The organism is Bradyrhizobium sp. IC3195, assembly GCF_020193585.1.
Classification (GTDB): Bacteria; Pseudomonadota; Alphaproteobacteria; order Rhizobiales; family Xanthobacteraceae; genus Bradyrhizobium; species Bradyrhizobium yuanmingense.
This window is the reverse complement of sequence record NZ_JADYVG010000004.1, coordinates 257253-282435: the sequence shown is the minus strand read 5'-3', so window position 1 is coordinate 282435 and position 25183 is coordinate 257253. Positions and strand designations below refer to the sequence as shown.

The window sequence follows — 25183 nt, the reverse complement described above, 5'->3', positions numbered from 1 at the left end:
TTTCAGTCCAACGCCCCTTGCGAGAAGAAATGCTTGCGGATGCGCTGCACCAGCTCCGTAAACACCGGGTCGGCCATCGCGTCGAGCGAGCGCGGGCGCGGCAGCGGCACGTCGTAGATCGCGGCGATCGCGCCGGGGCGCTCGGTCATGACCAGCACGCGGTCGGCGAGGAACACGGCCTCCGGAATCGAATGCGTGATCAGGAGCACGGTCTTCTTCGTCTCGCGCTGGATCCGCATCAATTCGACATTCATGCGCTCGCGTGTCAGCGCGTCGAGCGCGCCGAACGGCTCGTCCATCAGCATGATCTTCGGATCGTGCACCAGCGCGCGGCAGATCGAGGCGCGCTGCTGCATGCCGCCGGAGAGCTGCCAGGGCAGCTTCTTCTCGAAGCCTTCGAGGCCGACCAGCTTCAGCAGCGACTTGGCGCGGTCGAGATATTCCTGGCGCGGCAGCCGCTTCATGTCGATCGGCAGCATCACGTTGGAGAGGATGTTGCGCCAGGGCAAGAGCAGCGCGTTCTGGAACACGATGCCGACATTGCCGTGCGGCGTCGTCACCTTCTGGCCCTCGACCAGGATCTCGCCCGTGGTCGGCGCCAGCAGACCCGAGATCAATTTGAGCAGCGTCGACTTGCCGCAGCCGGATGGGCCGACCACGACGAAGAACTCGCCGTCATTGATGTGGAAGTCGAGCGGCCGCAGCGACGGCACATCGCCGTCGCGCGTCCGGTAGGTCTTCGACACGCCCGACAGCTTGATGCCCGACGCATCGCCGGCAGCCCGGTCGCTCACCAGTCTCAGATGAGCGGCCGACTGCGCGGTTTCACTCATGACAGTCGCAGGTTTCACGAGCCGCTCTTCGGCAGGTAATCGCTGGTGTAGAAAGCCTTCGGGTTCTCCTTGGCCTTGGCGTCGAGGCCGCCATATTCGACCAGCAGGTTGACGGTCTCGGTCATGTTCTGGTCGGTGACCTGGAACGGCCGCTTGCCCTTGGTCTCCGCGGTCCGGTAGAGCGGGATGGTCAGCTCAAAACCCTGTGTCAGCGTGTCGATCTTGCCGCCCTTGGGGTTGGCATCGAGGATCGATTGCGCCGCCGCCTTCGGCTCCTTCTCGGCAGCTTCGACCGCCTTGGTCGTCGCCGACATGAAGCGGCGGACGAGGTCCGCATTGGCCTTCACGTAGTCGGTGTTGGCGATGACGCCCGAGGAGACCATGTTGATGCCGTAGTCGGCGAACTTGATCGGATAGACATCCTTGCCGGTCGCGTCCTTGATCTTCATCGACTGATCCATGACGTAGCCGAGCAGGAGATCCGCCTGGCCGTTGATGACGGCGTTGAGCTTGGTCTGGCCGTCGCCGGCGACGGTCTTGAAGTCGCTCTCCTTCAGGCCGGTCTTCTTCAGGAACAGCGGCCAGATCTGCGTCATGGAATCGGCCGGCGTGATCGCCACCGTCTTGCCCTTGATGTCTTCAGGCTTCCTGATGTTCTTGTCGGCGAAGCCCATGGCGGACATCGGGCTCGTTTGCAGCAGCACGCCGGTTGCGACCACGGGCGCGCCCTTGATCGCGGCGCGCATCATGGTGGGCACGTCGACATAGCCGAAATCGGCGGTCTTGGCGGCAACCGCTTGCGTGGTCGCAGCCGAGCCGCGGCCTTCCTGGATCTCGAGCTCGATGCCTTCGGCGGCGTAGATGCCCTTGGCCTTGCCGTAATAGAACGGCGCGTGCTCGCCATAGACGTACCAGTTCAGCATCAGCACGACCTTGTCGGCTGCCTGCGCCGGCATGGCTGCGAACGCCATCAGTGCTAAGGATGCAGCTCCAATCAACCGCTTCATCGTTTCTCTCCCTTGCCGTTGGTTGCGTCGGCCGTTGGTGGCCGCTCGTTGCTTTAGTCAGGATGCCAAGATCACGTCCTCGCGCTGGCTGACATGCCAGGGAATGACCAGCTTCTCGATCCGGTCGACGATCCAGAACAGGACCACGCCGAGCAGCGCCAGGATCACCAGCGCCGCGAACATCGTCGGCAGGTCGAAAGTTCCGATCGAGCGCTGCATCACGTAGCCGATGCCGGAATTGGAGCCGACGAACTCGCCGACCACCGCGCCGACCACGGCTAGCGTCACCGACACTTTGAGGCCGGAGAAGATCGCCGGCAGCGCATGCGGCAGGTTCACCGCGCGGAACACCTGCAGGCGGCTGCCCTGCATGGCACGGGCGAGATCGACCATATCGGGATCGACCGATTTGAAGCCTTGCACCGCGGAGACCACGACCGGGAAGAAGCCGAGCAGGAACGCCGAGATCACCTTGGGAATGATGCCGAAGCCGAACCACACCACAAACAGCGGGGCGATCGCGATCTTCGGCACCGATTGCGAGAACACCAGCAGTGGATAGACGTAGCTCTCCACCGTCTTCGAGCCCGCGATCAACATCGCGACGGGAATGCCGAACAGCGCCGACAGCAGGAAGCCGCAGACGGTCGCATAGGTGGTCGGCCAGGACTGGCGCAGCAGCTCCGGCCACTCGGTGCGCAGCACGGCGACGACGTCGAGCGGCGCCGGTATCTGGTAGGCCGGGATTCTGAACAGCCGGATCGCGAGATCCCAGGCGACGACGATGAAGACCAGGAACAAGAACGGCCGAACCCAGGCTGCATTCAGCAGCTTGGAAACAGCGTTTTGCGGCTTCGGCTCGGCCAATTTTCACTCTCGGCAGTCTTCTTCGTTATGGGGAGAAATTAACTCGTTGGATAAATACTGTCCAGAGCTTTCCCTGTGACGTTTTGCGGCGGCAGTTCCCCGTCATGCCCGGGCTTGTCCCGGGCATCCACGTCTCTCTTACGCGCGGATGCACGTGGATGGCCCGGACAAGCGCGGCCATGACGGATACGGAAAGCTTTGAGAACTACACCGCTTGCACGACCGCGGCGTGCGGCTTCGGCATCTTGCCGATCTCGAACAGCGCGGCGGACTTGCCTGTCAGCGCCGCCAGGACGAGGCCGGACATGTGCGCCAACCGCTCCTCCTTGGCCTTCTTGTCCAGGAGATCGCGGCCGAAGATCACGCTGAGCGTTGCCGAATTGGAGAGATAGAAGAAGCTGAGCGCTGCAATCGAGATGTAGAGCTGCACCGGATCGACCGCGACCTGGAAATCGCCGCTATCGACGCCGCGGCGCACCACGGTGCGGATCATCTCGACGAAGGGCGAATGCATGGACTTGACCTTGGTCGATTTCTTCAGGTGCTTGGCGCGCGCGAGGTTCTCGGTCTGCAGCAGCGAGAGGAATTCGGGATTGCGCAGGAAGTAGTTCCAGGTGAACTCGATCAGGCGGCGGATCGCCTCGGGCGGATCGAGATGTTCGAGGTCGAGCCCCCGCTCCTCGCTGCGGATCTTGTCATAGGCGCCTTCGAGCACCGCGAGATAGAGCTCATCCTTGTTGCCGACGTGATAGTACAGCATGCGCTTGTTGGCGCCGGCCTTGGCGGCGATGCGGTCGACGCGCGCGCCGGCAAGGCCATGGGCGGAAAACTCCTGCTTGGCGGCTTCGAGAATGCGCAGCCGCATCCCCTCGGGGTCGCGCTGCCATTTCAGAGTTCGCTTTGCCTTCGCCAAACCGGGTGCTCGCTGGGTGCCGACAAGACGCGTGTAGCACGCGAGCGTGAGTTTGAGAATGTTCGTCATTCCGGGGCGCGCCTCTTGGCGCGAGCCCGGAATCCATTGGGCGGCAGAGTCAGCCGCGAAATGGATTCCGGGTTCGATGCTACGCATCGCCCCGGAATGACAGAATCACTCCACCGGCCTCGGCGAACGCTCCAGCAGCACGGTCTGGATTCCGCAGGTGCCGTTGCGCACGGTCATGATGCGCGTCCCCGGCTTGCGGCCGGTGCGGACCTCCGAGACGTCGAGTCCGCTCGCGATCAGGCGGGCGCGGGTGGCGTCGATGTCGCCGACCCGCCAGCTCAGGCCCCAGAGCCGGTCATGCGCGGCATCGCCGCCCGCGACCGGGCGGCGCACCACCTCGACGATGAGGTCGCCGCAGCGGAAGAACATCAGCTGGCCCCAGTCCTGGTGCGAGCGGTCGAGCGCGAGATCAAGGCCGAGCCGGGCGCCGTAGAGCGCGGCGGCGCGCTCGGAATCCTCCGTGGTGACGACGACGTGGTCGAGCCCCTCGATCGGCGCGATGTCGATCACGGCGGACTTCGGACGCTCGTCGGCCAGCTCCAGGAAGAACATGCGCACGCCGCGCGTCAGCTCGGTGGCGGCCCGCGTGCGCTTCCAGTGCAGCACGGCGTCGGTGGCGGCGTCGCTGCTGTCGACCTCGGCGACCGTATCAGGCCTCAGGGCCACCCGCTCCAGCCGGCGGTGCATCTTGCCGATGTCGGCGACACGAAAGCACAGGCTGGCGAGGATGCCTTCCTGGTTGCCGAGCAGTGCGCGCATACGGTCGGCGGTGACGCTGAAGCCGTGAGGGGCCATCAGCTCGATGGTCATGTTGTCGAGGGTGAACAGCACCCGGTCGGCGCCCTCGCCCGAGTTCTGCCAGGCTGGCGCGCGGGCGAGCAGCGTCTGATAGGCCGCCTTGGCCGCACCGATATCGCCTACGAGAACGACGATGTGATCGAGGCCGATGATCATTCTGCACCCTTTTTGTGGACCGGGAACCCCGGGAGCGAAAGACGGCGTTTGTCCGGGCTTGGCATGGGCCAGTGATGGTCGTATTCCCGGACCATGCTGACCTCAAGCGCTTCGGGCGGCAGATTTGCGAATAATTACAGCGTCCCCCCGGAGCGGAACCGGTGCTAGAGTAATCTCGCCGGCCGGGACCACAAGCGCATCACGGACAAGCAATGCAGGCTCTCTTCATCGGACAGACCTATATCGACGTCGTCTTCATCACCGACCACATGCCGACCGGCGACGAGAAACACGTGGCGCGTGACTACGCGGTCTCCTTCGGCGGCAATGCGGTGACGGCCGCGTTCTGCTGCGCCAAGCTCGGCATCGTGCCGGACCTGATCGCGACCGCAGCCAATGACTGGCTGGGGCGCATGTTCCAGGACATGTGCGCGAAGTACGGCATCTCGCTGCATGGGCGCAAGGTCAACCAGTCCTCGCTCTCCTTCATCATGCCCAAGGACGGCAAGCGCGCCATCGTCCGCTGCCGCGACGACGAGCACATCCACCCCTTTCCGATGCTCAATCTCGGCGGCTGCCGCGCGCTGCATGTCGACGGCCACCAGCCGGATGCCGCCATCCACTACGCCAAGGTGTGCCGCGAGGCCGGCATCCTGACCTCGCTCGACGGCGGCGGCCTGCGCACCAACACCCATGAGCTGCTCGAATTCATCGACGTCGCCATCGTCGCCGAGCGCCTGTGCGAGCAGATGGATCTGACGCCGGAGAAGATGCTCGACTATCTCAAGAGCCGCGGCTGCAAGATCGGCGGCGTCACCATGGGCGAGAAGGGCCTGTTCTGGTACGACGAAACCGGCACGGTGCAGGTGATGCCGGCGATGCCGATCCCGCGCGAGCGCGTGATCGACACCAACGGCGCCGGCGACGTCTTCCACGGCGCCTATGTCTATTCCTACCTCGCCCATCCCGGCAAAAGCTGGCGCGAGCATTTTGATTTCGCCCGCGCCGCCTCGACCTACAAGATCCAGCGCCTCGGCAACGAGGCCGGCTTGCCGACGCTGGTCGACATCGCCAAGGTCAGGCACGAGTTCGAGGTCAGGGTCTAGAAAGATGGGGCGCGTCTTCGTCGCCGGCAGCATCAACATGGATGTGGTGGCGACGGCCGATCGCCATCCGCGCGTCGGCGAGACCGTCGTCGGCCGCCAGGTCCTGTATTTCCCAGGCGGCAAGGGCGCGAACCAGGCGGTCGCGGCCTCGCGGTTAGGGGCGCGGACCACGCTGATCGGGCGGCTGGGCAGGGATTCGTTGGGCGCTGAGCTGAAGGCCTTTCTCGGCGACCAGGGCATCGACCTCGGCTATGTCGTGGAGACGGCCGAGGCGCACACCGGGACGGCCATCATCACGGTGGCCGAGGCCGACAACACCATCGTCGTCGTTCCCGGAGCGAACGGGCTGGTCGGCGCTGATGACGTCAAGGTCGTGCCGCTGCTGAAGGGCGACGTCGCCGTCAGCCAGTTCGAGATTCCGCTGCCGACGATCGCTGCCTTCTTCCACCGCGCCCGCGCGGCGGGGGCAGTGACCGTGCTGAACCCGGCGCCGGCGCAGAAGATGCCGGGCGAGCTGCTGGCGCTGGTCGACATCCTCGTGCTGAACGAAACCGAGCTCGGCTTCCTCGCCGGCGTTGAGCTCTCCGAGAGCGACGCGGCCGGCCGCATCATCGATGTCGCGCGAAAACTTCAGGCGCGCGAGGACCAGACCATCTGCGTCACGCTCGGCAAGCGCGGCGTGCTCGCGCTCGCCGGGCACGAGGAGATCTCGGTGGCCGGCCGTGTGGTGAAGGCACTCGACACCACCGGCGCCGGCGACTGCTTCGTCGGCGCGCTCGCCGCGCAACTCGCTGATGGCGCGCCCTTGCGTGAGGCGCTGACGTTCGCCAATGCCGCCGCCTCGATCAGCGTGCAGCGCATGGGCGCCGGACCGTCGATGCCGACGGGGGCGGAAGTGGCGGCGATACTGTAGAGGCCTATCCCAGCGCGCTCTTGAGGTCGAAGCTCTCGTCCGCGGCCTGCTCCGGCGTGATGGAGCGGTCCATAGCCTGCAATCTCCGGCCGAACATGTGATCGCCGGCGCGGTTGATGGATTCGATTCCGAGCAGCTTGTCGCCGTGATAGCAGAACGCCGAGAATGCCTTCTTGGCGGGATCGCCGCGCAGCACGACGCGGTCGTAGCCGGTCGTCAGCCCCGCGATCTGGAGCTTGTCGTCGCCCTGATCGCTCCAGAACCAGGGATGGCTGTCGTACGGTTTCTTATCCCCGGTCAGCTTTGCTGCGAGGCAGCGGGCCTGATCGGTGGCGTTCTGCACCGATTCCAGCCGCAGCGATCCGCCGAAGCGCGGGCTTGCGAACAGCGCGCAATCGCCAATGGCCGAAATGTTGGGATCAGCCGTCGACAGATATTCATCGACGATGATGCCGGCGGCGACCGGCAGCCCTGCCTCGGCCGCGAGTTCGATGTTCGGCAGCACGCCGACGCCGACCACGACGAGGTCGGCCGGCAGATGCCGCCCGTCGCTCAAGGACACGCCGGTGACCTTGCCGGCCTCGGCTTCGATCGAGGTCGCCTGCACACCGAGATGGATACGGATGCCGGCCTCGCGGTGGCGCGCCTGAAAATATTCGGAGACCTCCGCCGTCACCGCCCGCGCCATCACACGCGGGGCGAGCTCGAGCACGTCGACCTCGAGGCCCTTGATGCGGGCGGTCGCGGCGAATTCGAGGCCGATGAAGCCGGCGCCGATGATCACGGCGCGCGTCTTCGACGGCATGATCGCGCGCAGCGCCTCGCTGTCATCGAGAATGCGCAGATATTTCACGTCGGGCAGATTGGCATTGGGCAAATCGAGCAGGCGATTGCGCGCGCCGGTCGCCAGCACGAGGTGCCAATAGTCCAGCGTCTCGCCGGATGCGAGATGCACCTTACGCGCGGCGCGGTCGATCGAGGCGGCGCGGCCGGCGATCAGTTCGATGCTCTGGTCCTGGTAAAACTTCTCAGGCCTGAACATCAGGCTCTCCGGGCCCGCGGAGCCCTTGATGTAGGCCTTGGACAGCGGCGGCCGCTGATAGGGCAGATGCGGCTCGTCATTGATCAGGCAGATGCGCTCGGCAAAGCCGGCCTGGCGCAGCGATGCCGCGATCTGGTAGCCGCCATGGCCGGCACCGACGATGATCACCGGGCCAGTCATCGGACAGCCCATTTCCGGAAGACACGAGCGTGACCCATGCCGCCTCCTCTCTCGCTGATTTTGCTTGCTGGCCTTGCGAGGAGCCGGCGCTCGTGTCCGTCCCTTGGCGAAAGCGGCTCCATTTGAGCCTATCGTTCCGCCCGGCGCAAGAGCGGTGGTTCGGGGATTGTCACCCCTGCCCTTCTGCGATTTAGTTCGAGCCTCGACCTCCTGCCGGAGAATTTAAGATGACCGCTCCCGTCTCAAAGCCCGACGATCCCGCCCTGCTCAAGGTCGACGGCCCGATCGCGACCATCACGCTGAACCGCCCTGCCGCATTCAACGCGATCGATCTTGCGATTGCCCAGAAGCTCGAGCAGCTCGCAACCTATATCGAAGGCGCCGACGACATCCGCGTCGTGGTGCTCGAAGGCGAAGGCCGCGCGTTCTGCGCCGGCGGCGACCTGCAGACGATCGGGGCCGCCGCCGAAGCCGGCACGGTGACTTCAGTCGTCGGCGAGCTATTGAAGCACTATCACGCCTTCATCGAGATCATCAGGCGCATGCCGAAGATCTCGCTGTCGAGCGTGCACGGCTCGGCCGCCGGCGCCGGCATGGGCCTCGCCTTCGTCACCGATCTCTGCATCGCCGCTGACGATGCCAAGTTCACGCCGGCCTATGCCAAGATCGGGGTGTCGCCGGACGGCGGCTCGACCGTCGGCATCGTCGGCACGGTCGGCTCCCGCCGGGCGCTGCAGATCTTTCTCGCCGAGGACAATTTCACCGCGCAACAGGCCTATGAATGGGGCTTGGTTGCCAAGACCGTCCCCGCGGCCGAGTTGAAGACCGCGACGCGAAAACTTGCCGAGCGTCTCGCGCAGAACCCGCCGGCTTCAATCGCCGGCACCAAGCAGCTGGTCTATCAAGCGGCGACCACGCCGGTGAAGCAGCAGCTCGATGCCGAGGAGCACAAGATCATCATGGCGATGAACACGGAAGCGTTCCGCACCGCCGTGAAGAAGTTCACGAGCAAGGGGAAGTAGCGAGGCGGTGGCTCAGCCCTTCGCGGGGCCCGTTCTCTGCATGAAGTCGAAATCGCAGCCCTCGTCGGCCTGCAGGATGGTCTCGTTGAACAGCCAGGCGTAGCCGCGCCGCGCCTCTTCCGGCGCGGCCACCGGCTTCAACGCAGCGTGGCGCCGCTCCAGCTCGGCGGCGTCAACCAAGAGCTCGATGCTGCGCTTGGCCACATCGAGGCGGATCATGTCGCCGTTCTCAACCAGCGCCAGCGGCCCGCCGACGGCGGATTCCGGGGTGATGTGCAGCACGATGGTGCCGAACGCGGTGCCGCTCATGCGCGCATCCGAGATGCGCACCATGTCCTTGATGCCGCCGCGCGCGAGCTTCTTCGGGATCGGCAGATAACCGGCTTCCGGCATGCCCGGCGCGCCCTTCGGGCCGGCGTTGCGCAGCACCAGCACGTCGTCGGCGTTGACGTCGAGATCGGGATCGTCGACCCGCAAGGTCATGTCCTCGACGGATTCGAACACGACGGCGCGCCCGGTGTGCTGCAGCAGCTTCGGGCTGGCGGCGGATTGCTTGATGACCGCGCCGCGCGGGGCGAGATTGCCGTGCAGGATGGCGAGGCCGCCCTCCTTCTTGATCGGATTATCACGCGGACGAATCGCATCCTGGCCCGGCACGTCCTCCGCATTCGCCGCGATCTCCCGCAACGTCTGGCCGCTGATGGTCTTGGCATCGAGGTCGACGAGATCGCCGAGCTGCGCCAGCAGCTTCGGTACGCCACCAGCGTGGTGGAAGTGCTCCATATAATGCTCGCCGGACGGCTTGAGATCGACCAGCACCGGCACCTCGCGACCGATCTGGTCGAACGCTGCGAGATCGAGCCGGTGCGGCGAGCGATGCGCCATCGCGGTCAGATGGATCAGGCCGTTGGTCGAGCCGCCGATCGCCTGCAGCACGACTTGCGCGTTCTTGAACGAGGCCGGCGTCAACACGTCGCTCGGCTTCGGGCCCTTGGCCTTGGCCATCTCCGCGGCAACCTTGCCGCTGGCCTCGGCGAGACGGAAACGCTCGGCATGCGGCGCGGGAATCGTCGCGCTCATCGGCAGCGACAGGCCCATCGCCTCGATCATGCAGGCCATGGTCGAGGCCGTGCCCATCACCATGCAGGTGCCGACCGATGGCGCCAGCCGGCCGTTCACCGCCTCGATCTCGGCATCGTCCATGTCGCCGGCGCGATATTTCGCCCAGAGGCGGCGGCAATCGGTGCAGGCCCCCAGCACCTCGCCCTTGTGATGACCGACCACCATCGGCCCGACGGGGATGACCACGGTCGGCAGGTCGGCGCTGATCGCGGCCATCACCTGCGCCGGCAGCGTCTTGTCGCAGCCGCCGATCACGATCACCGCATCCATCGGCTGGGCGCGGATCATCTCCTCGGTGTCCATCGCCATCAGATTGCGCAGGTACATCGAGGTCGGATGCGCAAAGCTCTCCGCGATCGAGATGGTCGGGAACACGAAGGGCATCGCGCCCGACAGCATCACGCCGCGCTTGGCGGCTTCGATGATGTCAGGGACGTTGCCGTGGCAGGGATTGTAGTCGCTATAGGTGTTGGTGATGCCGACGATCGGGCGCTCCAGCGCGTCGTCAGAATAGCCCATGGCCTTGATGAACGCCTTGCGCAGGAACAGCGAGAAACCGGCATCGCCATAGCTCGTCAGACCCTTGCGCAAGCCACTCGTCATCAGGGCGCTCCCTTCAGCTTTTGTCGTGGTGGTAAGGCCAGCGCCCTGATTGTCAATAACTCGGCTTGCAGGCCTGACGCTTGGTTTCTGGCACTCCTGAGCACCGCGCGGCATTGCCGCACGGGACGGCGCCGAACGCGCAGGGAATCTCCCGTTTCCAGCCTCTCCAGCGTGGATCGGACCCGACCCGCCGCCCAGCCGAAGTGAATTCCATTGAACGCAACTAAGAATGATTAGCAAGTAGTTGCACGGCCGGCCATTCTGTGGAATTGTTCTTGCGAATGACTTGCAATCGCAGGGGCTGCGCGTGAACCAAGCTCCCTGCGTCGATCAGTGCCCTTGGTTCGCGTGGGTTGGTGGATGTCGTGCTGAGAAAGTCGAGCTTCCGGGGCGCAATAACGGCCGCAATTGTCGTCGCCGGTCATCTGGCGAGTTGCGTCTCCGCCTCTGCCGACGACGGTCCACGCGGCCTCGCCTATGCCTGGCCCGGCTCCGCACCGGCCCCCGGCGTCAGCAAGCTGACGGGAGGTTTGCCGTCGGCTCATTCGGAGATCGACACGGAGCACATCTTCGGTTTCAGCATGGGCTCCGACATCGGCAAGCCCGGCGAAATGGAGATCGAGTTCGAGAATGTCGGCGCATTCGGCAAGCGCTCCGGCACTTACGCAGCCTGGGCCAATCTCAATCAGGTCAAATACACGGTCTCGGACAACTTCCGGATAGCACCCGGATTCGCACTGACCGGACATCACATCAATGGCGTTCCGGGATTTGCCGATCATCGCGACCTCGCTTTCGGCGGGGTGGCGCTCGAACTGCGCTACAAGCTGCTCGATCGCGCCGTCGCGCCCTTTGGGCTGACCCTCCATGCGCAGCCCGGCTGGAGCCGGATTGACGACGGCAGCGGCATGCACATCGCGCAATATGGCGCAGAGTTTGCCGCGCTGTTCGATCGCGAGTTGGTCAAGGACAGGCTGTTCGCCGCCTTCAACGTCTGGTACGGGACCGGCGGAACCCGCGAGATCTCGACCAATCTTTGGCGACACGATTCCGAGATGCAGCTCCAGGCCGCGATCTCCTACGTAGTGCAGCCAGACCTCGTGCTCGGCCTCGGCGTGCGCTACGCGCGGGCCTATGACGGCGGCGGCCTCGACCGCTTTTTGGGAGACGCAGTCTTTGCTGGCCCAACCTTCTCCTACAACATCTCGAAGGAGGTCGGCATCTCCGGCACCTGGCAGATGCAGGTTGCCGGCCAGGCGATCGGCGACGTTCGCAGCCTCAACCTCGATCAGTTCGAGCGGCACCAGGCGCTGTTGCGGCTCAACCTGCATTTCTGATGTGCGGGCCCGCAGTTACGCCCGCGGCCTCCGCGGCGCAACGTTTCCGGGACTGTCGGCCAAGCGCGCCCTCAGGCGCGGCCCTGCGAAGTCGAGAAACGCTCGCAGCTTCGCCGGCATGAAGCGGTTGGGCGAGTAGACGAAGCTGACCGGCTGCGGCGGCGGTTGAAAGTCCTGCAGGACCGCAACGAGCTCTCCAGACCTCAGCGCATCCGACGCCAGATAGGAGAACACGACGGTGATCCCGATGCCTGCGCGCGCGGCATCGATGGCCGATTCCAGATTGCTCGCAATGAAGCGCGACCGCACCGGCACTGCATACTCGGTCTGCCCTCGTTTGAATCTCCACGTCCCCGGCGATTGAAGCGGAGGATAGCTGATGCAGTCGTGGGCGGAGACATCATCGGGAGCCTTCGGCGTTCCCCGCAGCTTCAGATAGGACGGGCTGGCGCAGGCGACGCGGTGAATTTCCCCAACGCGCACGGCGATCAGGCCGCTGTCGGCGAGATCGCCGACACGAAGCGCGACGTCAATGTTCTCGTCCAGAAGGTTAAGCGTCCGGTCCTGCAAGATGAGCTGAACATCCACCTCCGGAAATGCCGCAAGAAACTCGGCAAGGATCGGCTGCAAGCATAGCCGACCGAGCGCGACCAGCGTCGTGATGCTGAGATCGCCACGCGGCGTGGTGTATTCGCCAGAGGCAACGCGCTCGGCTTCGGTGAGGTCGGCGAGAATTCGCTTGGCCGCGGCGATGTAGGAGCGACCGGCGTCCGTTGGGACGAGCGCGCGGCTCGAGCGATGAAACAGCTTGGTCTGGAGGTGCTCCTCGAGCTCCGAAACCTTCCGGCTCACCGTTGCCAACGGCATTTTCTGACGGCGCGCGGCGGCGGACAGGCTGCCCGCCTCCGCCACCGCCAGGACCACCGACATGCTTTCGAGACGATCCATGGGACACTTCCATATTCTGGAAGGAAAGATCCCGATTTTGCCAGATACCCACCATTTCCGGAAGTGCCTATTCCTCTCCGCACCCAAACCGAAGGAGAGACGAAAATGACCCAGACCAGAACAGGCACTGCCCTCATCACCGGAGCTTCGACCGGAATCGGCGCGATCTACGCCGATCGCCTGGCGAAGCGCGGCCACGACCTCATCCTCGTTGCGCGCAACAGGCAGCGGCTCGCATCGCTCGCGCGCAGGCTCGGCAACGAAACTGGCCGCAAGGTGGAAACGGTGGAAGCCGATCTCACATCCCCTGCCGACCTCCGCCGCGTCGAGCAACTCATCAGAACCAACGGCGACATTTCGGTGCTGGTCAACAACGCCGGCGTCGGCGCCTCGGCCCCGCTGATCGATTCCGACATCGACAAGATGGAAGACATGATCCGTCTCAACGTCGGTGCACTGACGCGCCTGACCTACGCAGCGGTGCCCGGATTCATCGCCCGCGGCCACGGCACGATCATCAACATCGCTTCCATCGTCGCGATCGCGCCGGAGCTGCTCAACGGCGTCTACGGCGGCTCGAAAGCTTTCGTGCTCGCATTCACCCAGTCACTCGTTCACGAGCTCGCCGGGAAGGGCATCCGCATTCAGGCCGTGCTGCCGGGCGCCACTGCGACGGAGTTTTGGGACATCGCGGGCACGCCGGTTCACCAGCTTCCGGCAGAGATCGTCATGTCGGCCGACGACCTGGTCGACGCCGCCCTCGCCGGTCTCGACCTCGGCGAAGTCGTGACGATCCCGGCGCTGGCCGACAAGTCGGAGTGGGATCGCCACGAGAGCGCGCGGCTTGCCATGACGAACAAGCTCTCGAGCACTATTCCCGCCCCTCGCTACAACCTGCACACGCACGTGAATGCGTGAGCGAACAACCGGCATCAAACGGAGATCACCATGTCACGCATCATCAGCCAATCGTCCACCTTATCCATCGCCCTGCGTCGCACGATCAGTTGGCGCGAACAGTCTGAACGCCTGCTCGCTTACGCCGAACCGATCAGCCGGATCGGTCTCTACGCCTCGCTCGCAATCATCTACGCCTGGTTCGGCGGGATGAAATTCACCGACTACGAAGCACAGGGACTCGTACCCCTGGTCGAGAACAGTCCGCTGCTGCGATGGTTCTACACGCTGTTCTCGGTGCGCGGCTTCTCGACCTTTCTCGGCTTCGTCGAACTCAGCATCGGGCTCCTGATCGCGCTCCGCCTGTCCAGCCCGATCTACTCCGCGGCCGGCGGCCTGTTGTCGGCCGGGCTGTTCGTCACCACGCTGAGCTTCATGATCTCGACGCCCGGCGTCGTCGTGCCGGAGCTCGGGGTCCCCGCGATCACGGTCGCTCCGGGTCAGTTCCTGCTGAAGGACGTCGGCCTGCTCGCCGCTTCCTTCTGGGTGTTCACGGACTCGCTGAAGGCCGTCATCCGCAGGTGAGAGCTCAGCCACAGCGCAATAGCCGAACTCGAACAGGAGCCCCGCCATGAAAATACGATTCAACCTCGGCGGGGCTCACGCTGCTCGCGGTGTTCGTCGTGACAGCAGCGAGAAGGATCTGACCACCGCCGTCCAGCAGAATCATCGTCAAGGAGAGAAACATGAGTAAGCGTCTCGACTATAACCAGATCGCCCCGGCAGGGATCAAGGCGCTCGGCGGCGTCTACGGCTACGTCCTGCAGAGCCGGCTTTCCGCCACGCTGATCGAGCTGGTTTATCTGCGGATCTCTCAGATTAACAATTGCGCCTACTGCCTGGACATGCACACCCGCGACCTGCTCAACAAGGGAGAAAAGGTCGAGAAGATCGCGCTGCTGCAGGCATGGCGCGAGGCGGGCAATCTGTTCGACGAACGCGAACGAGCCGCCCTTGCCTGGGCGGAGACGGTGACACGGGTTGCCGAGACCGGCGTGCCCGACAAGACATACCAGGCCGCACGCGCTGTGTTCGAAGAACGTGAGCTCGTGGACCTCACGATCGCGATCAGCCTGATGAACGCCTACAACCGCATGGCCATCAGCTTTCGCGCAACGCCGGCGGCTGCCGCCGGTTGATGCGCTCACCGACAACATCCTGCACAATCCGAAAGGACATTCACATGACGAAACGTGGAATCGTGGTTGCGGCGGCGCTGATCGCCGCAATCAGCCTGGCTTCACTCTCGGCACGATCCGAAGAGCCACGACTGGGCGACATCAAGCGCACACATCTCATGAAGGAAGCGCTGAGTGCGCCCGGGCGCGAGGTCATCCAGGTTCGCGTCGACTTTCCTCCGGGCGTCGTTGCCGTCGGGCACAGCCACCCGGGCGAAGAGCTCGTCTATCTGATCGAAGGCGAGCTGGAATATCGGCTCGACGGCAGGCCGCCCGTCATCCTGAAAGCCGGCGACGTGCTGCTCATTCCTCACGGAGTGCATCACGCCGTGAAGAATGTCGGCAGCGGCAACGCCGCGGAGCTTGCGACCTACATTGTCGAGACCGGCAAGCCGCTGTTGACGCTCGGCCGGTGAACGATCTCTACCGCTTATTCCAGTCGATCACACGACCCGGGTCGGCGTCGAACTCCATGCTGCAGAACGTGCCGCCCTGGAAATAATCGCCGACCGGATCCGGCTTCAGCTTGGCCTGCTCGGCCATGGCGTGCTCGCGGAAATCTTCGGCGCGGCCGGTGGGGCGATAGCCGAATTGGTAGGCGCGATGGTTGTCCCACCAGGCGCGTTCGTTGAAGGAGGCGCCGTAGAATATCTCGAAATGGATGTCGGGATGCTCGAGCCCGATGCGGCAGAGCTGCACGAGATCGTCCGGCTTGAGCCAGATCGAGAGCCGGCGCTTGTCCAGCGGCATGTCGCCGAAATTGCCGATGCGCAGGCACGTCACCTTCATCCCATGCTTGTCGGCGTAGAGCGCGCCGACGGCCTCGCCGAACACCTTGCTGACGCCATAGCGGCCGTCGGGGCGCGGGGTGACGTCGGTGCCGATCTTGTGATGGCGCGGATAGAAGCCGACGGCGTGGTTCGACGAGGCGAACACCACGCGCTTGACGCCCTTGCGGTAGGCCGCCTCGAACAGATTGTAGCCGCCGATGATGTTGGCCTGGAGGATCTGATCCCAGGTGCCTTCGACCGAATAGCCGCCGAAATGCAGGATGCCGTCGACGCCCTCGCAGATCGCCTCGCATTGCGCGAGATCGGCAAGGTCCGCGGCCTTGAATTTTTCATCGGGGCCGAGATCGGCCGGCGGCTTGATATCGGACAGAAGGAGATCCGGGTAGATCGGCGGCAACAGCTTCCGCAGGCTGGTGCCGATCCCGCCCGAAGCTCCCGTCATCAGAATACGCGGCATGTCGTCCCTCGCCGTTGGTGACCGAATTTGCGATCACGTGTCTCTAATGATAGCAGGATTGTCCAGAGGGAACGAAACGAGAGAACCGGCATGAATGAGGCATCGTCCCACACCGAGGAACGGCCAGGCTGGCGGCCGGCGACCTATTACCCCGATCCTTCGATCAAGGCCCTCGATCCCCGCTTCGAAAAATACTGGCTGAAGCTTTCGGCGGTGGAGCGGCTGGCGACCGGCCTGCGCTGGGCCGAGGGGCCGGTGTGGTTCGGCGATGGGCGTTATCTCCTGTGCAGCGACATCCCGAACCAGCGCATCCTCAAGTGGGAGGAAGAGACCGGTGCGGTCAGCGTGTTCCGCAAGCCCTCGAATTTTGCCAACGGCAACACGCGAGACCGGCAGGGCCGGCTCGTCACCTGCGAGCACGGCGGCCGGCGCGTGGTGCGCACCGAGTATGACGGCAGCATCACCGTGCTGATGGATCAATTCAACGGCAAGCGGTTGAACTCGCCGAACGATGTCGTTGTCAAATCGGACGGCTCGATCTGGTTCACCGACCCGACCTTCGGCCTGCTCGGCAATTACGAGGGCTACAAGGCCGAGCCCGAGATCGATCCGAACGTCTATCGACTCGATCCATCGACCGGCAAGGCGACCATCGTCGCCGAAGGCGTGCTTGGACCGAACGGGCTGTGCTTCTCGCCGGACGAGAAGATTCTCTATATCGTGGAATCGCGGGGCGTGCCGAACCGCAAGATCCTCGCCTATGACGTCTCGCCCGAGGGCACCACGATCGCAAACAAGCGCGTCCATATCGATGCCGGGCCGGGCACGCCCGACGGCATGCGCTGCGACATCGACGGCAATCTCTGGTGCGGCTGGGGCATGGGCGATCCCGAGCTCGACGGCGTCGTGGTGTTCGCGCCCGACGGCGTCATGATCGGCCGCATCGCCCTGCCCGAGCGCTGCGCTAACGTCTGCTTCGGCGGCGTCAAGCGCAACCGCCTGTTCATGGCCGCGAGCCAGTCGATCTACGCGCTGTACGTGAACACGCAAGGCGCGGTGGGGGGATAGGTTTTACATACAGCGCGCCCAACCACCGACCGCCTCTACCCCTTCTTCTCCTGTACCGCCGCGGTCTGCTTGACGAGCGCCTCTTCGAACGCCTTTTCCAGCGATGCCGCATAGACCTTGAACTCGCCCGGGTCGACGAACGGATTGGGTCCGCCGCCGGCGAGCTTGGCGCGCTTCTCGGCCATCTTGTACATCTCGGGATGAGGAGCCAGCAGGATGTCGACCTTCATGTCCTTGGCACGCGCAAAGGTCTTGCGATAGTCGTCAACGATGCCGGCATAGGTCGGCCTGCCGACAAGCCGGTTCAGCGCGACGGTGCCGCTGCAGAAGATCAACACCGAGCGTGTTGCATCGCCATCCTTCACCGAGAATGCCCAGCTGGTGCAGCCCGGCGAATGGCCGGGCGTCTCGCGCGCCGTTAGCGTGACGCTGCCGACCGCGACGGTCTCGCCCTCACGCACCGTGCGGTCGACTTTCACCGGCGGAAAGTCGAGCGCCTTCTCCTCCTGCGCACCCGGATAATAGCCGCCTTCGAGCAACGGCTTGTCGGCCTCGCCCGCGACCATCTGCGCGCCGCTCGCCCGCTTCAACTCGGCGAAGCCGCCGGTGTGGTCGATATGGGCGTGGGTGTTGATGAGATACTTGATGTCGCTGATCTTGAAGCCGAGCTTCTCGATGCTCGTCCTGATCTGCGACGTCGATTCCGGCATCACGGTATCGACCAGAATATGTCCCTGTGGCGATGTGATCAGGTAGGACGCGAGGCCGTTGGTGCCGACATAGTAGACGTTGTCGATGATCTTGAACGGCTCGGTCGGTTCGTTCCATTTCGCCCTGAGCGTGTTGAGCAGATCCTTCACCGTCTGGGCCTGCGCAGCGCCTGACAGCGCCAGCAGCGCAACGAATGCGATGATCAGTTTTCTCACGTTCCGTCCCTTTGCTTTTCTTGATTTGACGGGCTGTTGTCGCCGTAAAGCGGCTGGTCTCACAGCAAAGATGCCGGCTTCCCTGGAAGCCGGCATCCCCTCGCGGCGCAAGCGCCGTATCAACTACGCCGCGTTGAAGCCGGCGACGGCCTTCACTTCGAGGAAGTCTTCGAGGCCGAACTTGCCCCATTCGCGGCCGTTGCCGGACTGCTTGTAGCCGCCGAACGGCGCGGTGCGGTCGTTGGGCACGCCCTGCAGGTTGACGTTGCCGGCGCGGATCTGGCGGCCGACGCGCTTGGCGTCCTCGACCGTCGCACCCGTGACGTAGCCCGCGAGGCCATACGGCGTATCATTGGCGATCTTGACCGCGTCGGCTTCGTCCTTGGCGCCGATGATGGTCAGCACCGGCCCGAAGATCTCTTCGCGCGCGATCGTCATGTCAGGCGTGACGTCGGCAAAGATAGTCGGACGGACATAGAAGCCCTTGTTGACGCCTTCGGGCAGGCCGGGACCGCCAGCGACGAGCGTTGCGCCCTCGTCGATGCCCTTCTTGATCAGGCCCTGGATCTTGTCCCACTGGCCGCGATTGACCACGGGACCGATGGTGGTGCCTTCGGCGCGGGGATCACCGGCCTTGGTCTTGTCGGCGACCGCCTTCGCGATCGCGGCGACCTCTTTCATCTTGGACAGCGGCACGATCATGCGCGAGGGTGCGTTGCAGGACTGGCCGGAATTGTTGAACATGTGCATCACGCCGCCGGTCACCGCCTTCGTGAGGTCGGCGCCTTCGAGGATGACGTTCGGCGACTTGCCGCCGAGCTCCTGGCTGACGCGCTTCACGGTGGGCGCTGCGCGCTTCGCAACGTCGATGCCGGCGCGGGTCGAGCCGGTGAAGGAGATCATGTCGATATCAGGGTGCTCGCTCATGGCGGCGCCGACCTCGGGGCCGAGGCCGTTGACGAGGTTGAACACGCCCTTGGGCACGCCGGCTTCATGGAGGATTTCCGCGAAGATCAGCGCCGAAGTCGGCGTGAACTCGCTGGGCTTCAGGATCATGGTGCAGCCGGCGGCGAGCGCGGGCGCGACTTTGCAGGCGATCTGGTTCAGCGGCCAGTTCCAGGGCGTGATCATGCCGACCACGCCGATCGGCTCGCGCAGCACCATGGCGGTGCCGACCGGCTCCTCGAAATGATAGTTCTTGAGCACGTCGAGCGTGGTCATGAGATGGCCGAGGCCGGCGCCGGCCTGCAGCTTCTCCGCCATCGGCAGCGGTGCGCCCATCTCGTCGGAGACGGCGGCGCCGATCTCCTTGAGGCGGCCCTTATAGACCTCGATGACCTTGCTGAGCAGCGCGACGCGCTCCTCGCGGCTGGTCTGGGAGAAGGTCGCGAAAGCGCGCTTGGCGGCGGCAACCGCCTTGTCGACGTCGGCCTTGGAGCCGAGCGCAACCTCGTACATCGCCTCTTCCGTCGCCGGATTGATCACGGCGGTGGACTTCTTGACGGCGGGGTCGACCCAGGCGCCGTCGATGTAGAATTGCATGCGATTGACCATCGTTAACCTCTTCTTGGGGGCTTGGAGGGGGCGTTTCGGCAGGCATCCTTGCACGAAAGCGCCGGCAATTGAACCCGCCATATGCGGGGCCAGCGTTGCGGCGAGCGGAGGTTATATGAGCCGATGGCGGGAACGAGGCAAGGTGGACGACGGCGTCATTCCGGGGCGCGCATTAGCGCGAACCCGGAATCTCCAGATTCTGGGTTCGATGCTTCGCGTCGCCCGGAATGACGAGGCAGTTACCTCCGCTACACCGCCATCTTCCGATGCAGCACCGGCGCGCCGGTGGTGAGGCTTTCGGCCGCATCGATGATGGCGTTGGCGTCGATGCCATAGTGCCGATAAAGGTCCGCGATGCTGCCGGTCTGGCCGAACTGCTCGACACCGAGCGCCTCGGCGCGATGGCCACGGACGCTGCCGAGCCAGCCGAGCGCAGACGGATGGCCGTCAATCACGGTCACGATGCCGCAGTCGCGCGGCAGCGGCGCGAGCAGCTTTTCGATGTGGCTGAGATGCTGCACGCCGCGGCGGTCGCGCCGCAATTTCCGCGCGGCGGTCCACCCCGAATGCAGACGGTCGGCCGAAGTGATCGCGAGCAGGCCGACGTCACGGCGGCTCTCGCCGATGAAGCCGGTCGCCTCGATCGCTTCGGGCGCGACCGCGCCGGTATAGGCGATCACGACCTCGGCATTCGGGCCCGGCTTGCGCAGCCAATAGGCGCCGTCGGTGATGCCCTGTCGCAGCTCCGGTGTCATGATCCGCTGCGCCTGCTCGATGGCGCGTGTGGAGAGGCGCAAATAGACCGAACCGCCCTCGCCCGGTTCGCGCTGCATGTGCTCGAAGCCGAAAGCCATGATCACGGCGAGCTCGTCGACGAAGGCCGGCTCGAACGAGGCCAGGCCGTCCTGCGCCATGCCGATCAAGGGCGTTGCGATCGACTGATGCGCGCCGCCTTCGGGCGCGAGCGTGATGCCGGACGGCGTCGCCGCCACCATGAAGCGCGCGTCCTGGTAGCAGGCGTAGTTCAGCGCATCGAGGCCGCGCTCGATGAAGGGATCGTAGAGCGTGCCGACCGGCAAGAGCCGCTCGCCGTTAATCTGGTGCGACAGGCCGAGCGCCGAGAGCATGATGAACAGGTTCATCTCGGCGATGCCGAGCTCCAGATGCTGGCCCTTTGGCGAAGCGTCCCAATTGTAGGTCGAAGGAATTTTCTCGCTGCGGAACAAGTCCGCCTTCTCGGCCCGCGCGAACAGGCCGCGGCGGTTGACCCAGGGGCCGAGATTGGTGGAGACGGTGACGTCCGGCGAGGTCGTGACGATGCGCCTGGCGAGCTCGCTGTCGCTTCGCGCGATCTCGTTCAGCACGAGGCCAAAGCCTTGCTGGGTCGACATCTGCGGCGACGGCTTGAAGGCGAGCTGTTGCGGCACCTCGACGACGGGCGCCGTGAGCCGGCGGCCATCCTGATTGAACGGCACCCGCGCGAGGAAGGCCTCGAGCTCGGCCGCATCCTGCGGCAGCCCTTCGAACTTGTCCCATTCGCGTCCGGGCCGGATGTTCTGACTGTCGCGATATTTCTCCATCTGCGCAACCGTCATCAGGCCGGCGTGGTTGTCCTTGTGGCCCTGGAACGGTAGGCCGACGCCCTTGATCGTGTAGGCGATGAAGCAGACCGGGCGGTCGTGATCGATCGCGTCGAACGCCTCCAGCATGCTCGCCATGTCGTGGCCGCCAAGATTCGACATCAGCGCCAGCAGCTCCTCGTCGCTGCGCTTGTCGATCAGTTTTGTGATCGGGCCCTGGTCGCCGATCTCGTCATGCAGATGTTTTCGGAAGGCCGCGCCGCCCTGGAAGCACAGCGCCGCGTAGAGCGCATTCGGGCAATTGTCGATCCACGTCTTCAGCGCCTCGCCGCCGGGCTCCGCGAAGGCCTCGCGCATTAGGCGGCCGTATTTCACGATGACGACGTCCCAGCCGAAATTGCGGAACATGGTCTCGAACTTTTCCCAAAGACCTTCGCGCACAACGGCATCGAGCGACTGCCTGTTGTAGTCGACCACCCACCAGGTGTTGCGCAGGCCGTGCTTCCAGCCCTCCGCGAGCGCCTCGAAGATGTTGCCTTCGTCCATCTCGGCGTCGCCGACGAGCGCGATCATCCGCCCCTCGCGGCGATCCTTCATCCAGCCATGCGCCTTGACGTAATCCTGCACCAGCGAAGAGAACAGCGTCTGCGCGACGCCGAGGCCGACCGAGCCGGTGGAGAAGTCGACATCGTCGACGTCCTTAGTGCGCGAGGGATAGGACTGCGCGCCCTTGAAGCCGCGAAAATTCTCCAGCTTCTCGCGGCTCTGCCGGCCGAACAAATACTGGATGGCGTGGAACACCGGGCTCGCATGCGGCTTCACCGCGACGCGGTCCTCAGGGCGCAGCACGTGGAAGTACAGCGCCGACATGATGGTGGCTAGCGAGGCGGACGAGGCCTGGTGGCCGCCGACCTTGAGGCCATCCGCATTGGAGCGGATGTGATTGGCGTGGTGGATGGTCCAGGACGACAGCCACAGCGCCTTGCGGCTGAGGGCGGTCAGGATGTCGAGACGGGCGGGGTCAACGGGCATGGCGATGCTCCGGGAAATATGCACCGATCATACGCCTGCGCGGTGCGTCAAACTTCTCAATTTTTCGCGTCATACCCGCCGATATTGGGATACTTTACCAACGTAGCCGACAAAATGCAGGTTTCATCCCAATGCCCGAGCTCGACCCCATCGACCGCAAGATCCTCAGCCACCTTCAGAACGACAGCCGCCTGACCATGCAGGAGCTCGCCGACAAGGTCGGCCTCTCGGTCTCGCCCTGCCATCGCCGGGTCAAGCTCCTGGAGGAGCGCGGCGTCATCTCGCGCTATGTCGCGACCGTCGACCAGAAGGCGCTGGGACTGCATGTCAGCGTGTTCATCTCGATCAAGCTGGCACGGCAGAAGGAGGAGGATCTCAACCGCTTTGCCCGCGCCATCTCGAAATGGGACGAGGTGCTGGAATGCTATCTGATGACCGGGAACCGCGACTACCTGCTCCGCGTCGTCGCCGCCGACCTCGCCTCCTACGAGACGTTCCTGAAGACCAAGCTGACCCGGCTCGACGGCATTGCCTCGATCGAGTCCAGCTTTGCGCTCAGCCAGGTGAAATATTCGATCGCGCTGCCGGTGTGACCAAGCGTCCGCCGGATTGCATGTTGTCACATGGGCGCAACAAACCCCGCCGATGGTCGTTGTGCTGGTATCCGAGCCGAGAGAAGAGCCCATGACCGCAGCCGATCGCAAATCCGAGATCTCCAAGCGCGAGCGCATCATCCAGGAAATGGCCGACGATCTCGACGAGGAACTCGAGATGGAGATGGATGATACCCGTCTCGACGAGCTCCTCGACGAGACCGGAACCCTGAGGCCGATGGTCGATCGCAGGCTCTATTTCCGGGAACTGCTCCGCCTCCAGGGCGAGTTGATCAAGCTCCAGGACTGGGTGCAGAGCGAGAGGAAGAAGGTCGTGGTGCTGTTCGAGGGCCGCGACGCCGCCGGCAAGGGCGGCGTGATCAAGCGCATCACGCAACGGCTCAATCCGCGTATCTGCCGCGTCGCGGCGCTCCCCGCGCCGAACGAGCGCGAGCGTACGCAATGGTATTTCCAGCGCTACGTCGCGCACCTGCCGGCCGGCGGCGAGATCGTGCTATTCGACCGAAGCTGGTATAACCGCGCCGGCGTCGAGCGCGTGATGGGCTTCTGCTCGGAGGCGGAGTACCAGGAGTTCTTCAAGACCGTGCCGGAATTCGAGCGCATGCTGATCCGATCCGGCATCATCCTCGTCAAGTACTGGTTTTCGATTACCGACGACGAGCAGCAATTCCGATTCACCATGCGCATCAAGGATCCCCTGAAGCAGTGGAAGCTGAGCCCGATGGACGTCGAGTCCCGCAGTCGCTGGGAGGCGTACACCAAGGCCAAAGAGACGATGCTGGAGCACACGCATCTGCCGGATAGCCCGTGGTGGATCGTCGATGCCGTGGACAAGAAGCGCGCCCGGCTCAACTGCATCGCACACCTATTGACTCAGATCCCGTACCAGGAGGTCGTGCGGGCTCCGGTGACGCTGCCGCCGCGCGTGCGACATCCCGACTATCAGCGAGGCCCGGTCCCGCCAGAGATGTACGTGCCGGCGAAATATTGACACTCCTACCGCCACGGCTGCACGATGATCTTGGTGTGGGCTTCGGGGTTGGCGAGATCGGCGAAGGCCTTGGCGACGCCGTCGAGGCCGACTTCGGCGGTGACCATCGCGGCTGCATCCACCTGCCCTTCGGCGATCAGGCGCAGCGACGCAGCAAACTCCTCCGGGGTGTAGCCGAGCACGTATTGGACGTTGAGCTCCTTCATGATGCCGAGCATGGGCTCGCTTCTGTCGCTCTCCATGCAGACGCCGACCACGACGATGCGCGCATCGCGCGGGGCACCCTCGAACACCTGTTGCAACAGGCCGGGCACGCCGACGCATTCGAAGATGATCGCGGGCTTTAGCGCGGGCAGCATGGCCTGGAACGGCGGCCGCGCCGCCTTCTCGGCCTCCGACATCTGCGCGTGCTCGGCCCAGGTCGCGTAAGGCTGCGACGTGCGGGGATCGACGACGATGTCGGCACCGAGTTTTGCGGCGAGCGCACGCCGCGCCGGCGAATAGTCGGCCGCGACGATCGGATGCAGCCGTTTGAGCTTCAGCGCGGCGATCACCGCGAGTCCGACCGGGCCGCAGCCGATCACGAGCGGCACCTCGCCGCCACGGATATTGGCTTTGGCGACGGCATGAACGCCGACGGCGAGCGGCTCGGTCAGCGCGGCATGCTCCGGCGCGAGGCCGTTGGGTACTTCGAGCAGCAGCGCTTCGCTCAGCAGCATCGCCTCGGCATAGCCGCCGACATTGTCGTTGGAATAGCCGATCCCTTCGATGCCCTGCGGCGTCACCAGCGCGGGAAGCGAGCAGACCTGGGTTCCCGGCTTCAGCTTGCGCGATGTGCCGGGGCCGTAATCGACGATCTCGCAGCAGAACTCGTGGCCGAACACGACGTCGCGGCTGAGGTCCATCGGCTTGCGCCCGGTCTTCCGCGCCATCTCCACCATGCGATGGGCGTGCTGGCGCGCGTGCAAATCGGAGCCGCAGATGCCGCAGGCGAGCGTCTTGACCAGAACCTGACCTGGGCCCGGCGTCGGCTCGGCCATCCGGCCAACGACAATCTCACCGTTCCTGAAAATCGCGGCGCGCATCCGGCTCCTCCCCTTTGGAGCGAGTGATAGCACG

Annotated in this window: 24 protein-coding genes; 11 read left to right on the top strand and 13 right to left on the bottom strand. The window is 64.6% G+C overall.

Annotation, left to right across the window (positions count from 1 at the left end):
• Positions 1-2: 2 nt before the first annotated feature.
• From I6F09_RS11690 to I6F09_RS11670, 5 genes are all read right to left on the bottom strand, one after another.
• Positions 3-833 carry an ABC transporter ATP-binding protein gene (locus I6F09_RS11690; RefSeq protein ID WP_192893460.1) on the bottom strand — a complete coding sequence of 277 codons (831 nt, stop codon included), beginning with the start codon at positions 831-833 and terminating at the stop codon, positions 3-5.
• Between the two features lie 14 nt (positions 834-847).
• The gene (locus tag I6F09_RS11685) at positions 848-1840 is read right to left on the bottom strand and encodes an ABC transporter substrate-binding protein (protein WP_109144529.1); all 993 of its coding nucleotides are present in this window, start codon (positions 1838-1840) and stop codon (positions 848-850) included.
• 57 nt (positions 1841-1897) lie between these two features.
• Positions 1898-2707 carry an ABC transporter permease gene (locus I6F09_RS11680; protein WP_225188097.1) on the bottom strand — a complete coding sequence of 270 codons (810 nt, stop codon included), beginning with the start codon at positions 2705-2707 and terminating at the stop codon, positions 1898-1900.
• A 205-nt stretch (positions 2708-2912) separates the two neighbouring features.
• Positions 2913-3689, bottom strand: coding sequence for a TetR/AcrR family transcriptional regulator (locus tag I6F09_RS11675; RefSeq protein ID WP_225188096.1), 777 nt, complete (start codon positions 3687-3689; stop codon positions 2913-2915).
• 105 nt (positions 3690-3794) lie between these two features.
• Positions 3795-4643, bottom strand: a complete 849-nt coding sequence (locus I6F09_RS11670; RefSeq protein ID WP_225188095.1) for a VOC family protein — start codon at positions 4641-4643, stop codon at positions 3795-3797.
• Positions 4644-4855: 212 nt separating this feature from the next.
• On the opposite strand from I6F09_RS11670, the gene I6F09_RS11665 reads away from it, so the two are divergent.
• Complete coding sequence (locus I6F09_RS11665; protein WP_057027031.1) at positions 4856-5749, top strand: sugar kinase; 894 nt, start codon at positions 4856-4858, stop codon at positions 5747-5749.
• 4 nt (positions 5750-5753) lie between these two features.
• Positions 5754-6662 (top strand): ribokinase, encoded by a 909-nt coding sequence (locus I6F09_RS11660; RefSeq protein WP_225188094.1) that lies wholly within the window; start codon positions 5754-5756, stop codon positions 6660-6662.
• A gap of 4 nt (positions 6663-6666) precedes the next feature.
• Here I6F09_RS11660 and I6F09_RS11655 read toward each other — a convergent pair whose 3' ends face one another.
• On the bottom strand, positions 6667-7884 hold the full coding sequence (locus tag I6F09_RS11655) for an FAD-dependent oxidoreductase (RefSeq protein ID WP_225143724.1): 1218 nt from the start codon (positions 7882-7884) through the stop codon (positions 6667-6669).
• A gap of 227 nt (positions 7885-8111) precedes the next feature.
• Between I6F09_RS11655 and I6F09_RS11650 the strand changes: the two genes are divergently transcribed.
• Positions 8112-8906, top strand: coding sequence for an enoyl-CoA hydratase/isomerase family protein (locus I6F09_RS11650; RefSeq protein ID WP_225188093.1), 795 nt, complete (start codon positions 8112-8114; stop codon positions 8904-8906).
• Between the two features lie 12 nt (positions 8907-8918).
• Here I6F09_RS11650 and I6F09_RS11645 read toward each other — a convergent pair whose 3' ends face one another.
• The gene (locus I6F09_RS11645) at positions 8919-10631 is read right to left on the bottom strand and encodes an IlvD/Edd family dehydratase (RefSeq protein WP_225188092.1); all 1713 of its coding nucleotides are present in this window, start codon (positions 10629-10631) and stop codon (positions 8919-8921) included.
• A 365-nt stretch (positions 10632-10996) separates the two neighbouring features.
• Between I6F09_RS11645 and I6F09_RS11640 the strand changes: the two genes are divergently transcribed.
• Positions 10997-11968, top strand: a complete 972-nt coding sequence (locus I6F09_RS11640) for a hypothetical protein (protein ID WP_225188091.1) — start codon at positions 10997-10999, stop codon at positions 11966-11968.
• Between the two features lie 15 nt (positions 11969-11983).
• On the opposite strand, the gene I6F09_RS11635 is transcribed toward I6F09_RS11640, so the two are convergent.
• Positions 11984-12916, bottom strand: coding sequence for a LysR family transcriptional regulator (locus tag I6F09_RS11635; RefSeq protein WP_109144533.1), 933 nt, complete (start codon positions 12914-12916; stop codon positions 11984-11986).
• A 105-nt stretch (positions 12917-13021) separates the two neighbouring features.
• On the opposite strand from I6F09_RS11635, the gene I6F09_RS11630 reads away from it, so the two are divergent.
• From I6F09_RS11630 to I6F09_RS11615, 4 genes are all read left to right on the top strand, one after another.
• Positions 13022-13834: an SDR family oxidoreductase gene (locus I6F09_RS11630; RefSeq protein ID WP_036004628.1), complete on the top strand. Its 813-nt coding sequence runs from the start codon at positions 13022-13024 to the stop codon at positions 13832-13834.
• Between the two features lie 30 nt (positions 13835-13864).
• Positions 13865-14398, top strand: a complete 534-nt coding sequence (locus I6F09_RS11625) for a DUF417 family protein (RefSeq protein WP_082641336.1) — start codon at positions 13865-13867, stop codon at positions 14396-14398.
• Positions 14399-14559: 161 nt separating this feature from the next.
• On the top strand, positions 14560-15012 hold the full coding sequence (locus I6F09_RS11620) for a carboxymuconolactone decarboxylase family protein (RefSeq protein WP_225134137.1): 453 nt from the start codon (positions 14560-14562) through the stop codon (positions 15010-15012).
• Between the two features lie 44 nt (positions 15013-15056).
• Positions 15057-15467 (top strand): cupin domain-containing protein, encoded by a 411-nt coding sequence (locus tag I6F09_RS11615; protein WP_225188090.1) that lies wholly within the window; start codon positions 15057-15059, stop codon positions 15465-15467.
• A 7-nt stretch (positions 15468-15474) separates the two neighbouring features.
• Here I6F09_RS11615 and I6F09_RS11610 read toward each other — a convergent pair whose 3' ends face one another.
• Positions 15475-16299 carry an NAD(P)-dependent oxidoreductase gene (locus I6F09_RS11610; RefSeq protein ID WP_225188089.1) on the bottom strand — a complete coding sequence of 275 codons (825 nt, stop codon included), beginning with the start codon at positions 16297-16299 and terminating at the stop codon, positions 15475-15477.
• Between the two features lie 90 nt (positions 16300-16389).
• Between I6F09_RS11610 and I6F09_RS11605 the strand changes: the two genes are divergently transcribed.
• A complete protein-coding gene (locus I6F09_RS11605; protein ID WP_225188088.1) occupies positions 16390-17367 on the top strand; it encodes an SMP-30/gluconolactonase/LRE family protein in 978 nt (325 codons plus the stop codon).
• A 35-nt stretch (positions 17368-17402) separates the two neighbouring features.
• On the opposite strand, the gene bla is transcribed toward I6F09_RS11605, so the two are convergent.
• The 3 genes from bla to I6F09_RS11590 all read right to left on the bottom strand — a co-directional run bounded on the left by bla (position 17403) and on the right by I6F09_RS11590 (position 22459).
• On the bottom strand, positions 17403-18293 hold the full coding sequence (gene bla, locus I6F09_RS11600; protein WP_036004611.1) for a subclass B3 metallo-beta-lactamase: 891 nt from the start codon (positions 18291-18293) through the stop codon (positions 17403-17405).
• 123 nt (positions 18294-18416) lie between these two features.
• The gene (locus I6F09_RS11595) at positions 18417-19847 is read right to left on the bottom strand and encodes an aldehyde dehydrogenase family protein (RefSeq protein ID WP_036025855.1); all 1431 of its coding nucleotides are present in this window, start codon (positions 19845-19847) and stop codon (positions 18417-18419) included.
• 248 nt (positions 19848-20095) lie between these two features.
• Complete coding sequence (locus tag I6F09_RS11590; protein ID WP_225188087.1) at positions 20096-22459, bottom strand: transketolase; 2364 nt, start codon at positions 22457-22459, stop codon at positions 20096-20098.
• A 131-nt stretch (positions 22460-22590) separates the two neighbouring features.
• Between I6F09_RS11590 and I6F09_RS11585 the strand changes: the two genes are divergently transcribed.
• Both I6F09_RS11585 and ppk2 read left to right on the top strand, forming a co-directional pair.
• Positions 22591-23052 carry an Lrp/AsnC family transcriptional regulator gene (locus I6F09_RS11585; RefSeq protein WP_225188086.1) on the top strand — a complete coding sequence of 154 codons (462 nt, stop codon included), beginning with the start codon at positions 22591-22593 and terminating at the stop codon, positions 23050-23052.
• A gap of 91 nt (positions 23053-23143) precedes the next feature.
• Positions 23144-24064 (top strand): polyphosphate kinase 2, encoded by a 921-nt coding sequence (ppk2, locus tag I6F09_RS11580; protein WP_036025906.1) that lies wholly within the window; start codon positions 23144-23146, stop codon positions 24062-24064.
• A gap of 5 nt (positions 24065-24069) precedes the next feature.
• On the opposite strand, the gene I6F09_RS11575 is transcribed toward ppk2, so the two are convergent.
• Positions 24070-25149 carry a zinc-binding dehydrogenase gene (locus I6F09_RS11575; protein WP_036025860.1) on the bottom strand — a complete coding sequence of 360 codons (1080 nt, stop codon included), beginning with the start codon at positions 25147-25149 and terminating at the stop codon, positions 24070-24072.
• Between the last annotated feature and the right edge of the window lie 34 nt (positions 25150-25183).